Origin of the sequence: Promicromonospora kroppenstedtii DSM 19349, assembly GCF_000515355.1 — a bacterium.
In the GTDB taxonomy this organism is placed as follows: Bacteria; Actinomycetota; Actinomycetes; order Actinomycetales; family Cellulomonadaceae; genus Promicromonospora; species Promicromonospora kroppenstedtii.
In genome coordinates this window covers 23,412-25,562 of the sequence record NZ_KI911726.1, presented here as the reverse complement: position 1 = coordinate 25,562, position 2,151 = coordinate 23,412, and the positions used below count along the sequence as shown (strand labels likewise).

Below are 2,151 nucleotides of genomic sequence, written 5' to 3'. Positions count from 1 at the left end.
GACGACCCGCAGCGTGAGCGCGCCCACGTCGACTGGACGGCGCACGACGCGACGGCGGCCCTGTGGGTGTCGGTGTTCCGCACCGGCCCCGGTGCGGGTGCCGAGCTGCTCGGCCTGGACACGGCCGAGGTCCGGGTGCGGTGCGCCGACGGCCGCGTCGACGTCCACCCGCTGCCGGCCGAGGTGACCCATGGCTGACGCGCTACGGCCGGCGCCCCGGATGCTCCTGCTCGACGACGCGCGCCTGGCGGACCTGCGCTCGCGCCTGACCGGCGACCTCGCACCGCAGTGGCGCCGCCTCGCCGAGCAGTGCGACCTCTACCGGCGCACCGCGCCGCCCGCGGAGCACCCGCTGGCGAGCATCACCTTCCTGGGCCCGGCGGCCGCGAACCTCGCGCTCGCCTACCGCCTGACGGGGCAGGAGCACTACCTGGAGGAGGCGTGGCGCTGGATCTCGGCGGCGCTCTCGTTCGAGCACTGGGGCCGGGCGCACATGCCCGACCACGACCTCGACGCCGGGTGGATCCTGCACGGGCTGTCGCTGGCCTACACCTGGCTGGGCGACGACCTGGGGCCGGAGCGTTCGGAGCTGCTGCGCGCCAAGCTCGCGCTGCAGGGTGGTCGGCTGTACGCCTTCGCCGTGGCGAGCGAGGGCTCGTGGTGGAGCAGCTCGTTCTGGCAGAACCACCACTGGATCTGCCACACGGGGCTGGCGGCCGTGGGCTACGCGCTCGGTGAGCGGGCCTGGACCGAGCGGGCCAAGGCCGCGTTCTCGACCGTCGTGGACGTGCTGCCGGCGGACGGCTCCGACATGGAGGGCGTCGTGTACTGGCGCTACGGCGTGCCGTGGCTCGCGACGTACCTCGACCTGCTCCAGCACACCGAGGGCGTCGACTGGTGGGACCGCTGCGGGTTCCTCGCGAACACGTTCTGGTACCGGCTGCACCAGGCCGCGCCCGGCTACGAGGAGATCGTGGACCACGGCGACTGCCACGACCGGCGCAGCGGGCACAGCGTCGCGCTGTACCGGATCCTCGCCGCGCGGTACGGCCTCGGTGAGGCGCAGTGGCTCGCCGACACCGTCGCGGACCGCTTCTTCTGGCGCGAGGCGTACGAGAGCGGCGTCCGCCCGGGCGTGCTGCCCGAGGCATGGGCCGAGCTGCTCTGGTACGACGCCGCCGTCGCGCCCGTCGACCCGGCAGGGTCGGTACCCACGCAGGCCGCGTTCGACGACCTCGGCCTGCTGGTGCACCGCACCTCGTGGGACGACGACGCGACGCTGCTGTCGTTCAAGTCCTCGCCTGGCGGCGGGCACACGGCCTGGGAGACCTCGCGCCGCCTCGACGCCGAGCACGGGTGGGACACCCTGAGCGCCGGCCACCACCACCCCGACGCCGGCTCGTTCGTGCTGGCCTCGCGCGGCGCCTGGCTCCTGGTCGACGAGGGCTACTCGAACCGCAAGCGCGCCGGGCACCACAACCTCGTGCTGGTGGACGGACAGGGTTTCGCGGGGGAGGGCCGCTACCACGTGTACGCGGACGCCCCGCCGAACCGGACCGCCGACATGGCCGATGTCCTGGCCGAGGGCGGGTTCCTGCACGGCCGGGCGCGCACCGCCCGCATGTATCCCGAGGAGCTCGGCGTCGAGACCCTGGAGCGCACGGTCGCGGTGCTGCCGTCGGGCCGCACCGTGGTCGTGGACCGGGGACGGGCCACGCGCTCGCGCACGTGGACGCTGCTGTTCCACGCCGACCACCCGGCGCAGGAGGCGACGGCGCCGGAGCCGGGCGCCCTCTCGAACGAGCTCCGCAACGGGCGGGCGGGGGCGTGGCTCACGACGTACGCGCCGGGTGCCAGGTCCGAGCGGGTCGTGACCGAGGTCGAGGCCAACCCCACCTCCAGCACGCCCGACCTCGTGGTCACGCGGCGCCTGCACACCCTGCGGGTGACACCGCCGCCCGCCCGTGACCTGCTGGCCGTGACCGTGATCGAGCCGTTCGACGCCTTCCGTACGGATGCCGCGGCCAACCCGGCGGCCCGGCTCCTGCCCGCACGCGCCGGTGTCGCGGTCGACCTCGGCGCGGGGGAGGTCGCGTACCTCGCCGGCCCGGACGGCGTGATCGACGTCGACGGCGTGACGGCGCAGGCCCG

At 74.8% G+C, this 2,151-nt stretch carries 2 protein-coding genes; both read left to right on the top strand.

Translation table 11 applies throughout. From position 1 onward, the window contains the following. Window positions 1-198 (top strand): hypothetical protein (locus PROKR_RS35760; RefSeq protein ID WP_036967153.1); only part of this gene is annotated, 198 nt, incomplete at its 5' end. Then, the coding region (locus tag PROKR_RS35755) for a DUF4962 domain-containing protein (protein WP_084800591.1) at window positions 191-2,151 on the top strand (1,961 nt) is incomplete at its 3' end. The genes PROKR_RS35760 and PROKR_RS35755, both read left to right, overlap by 8 nt.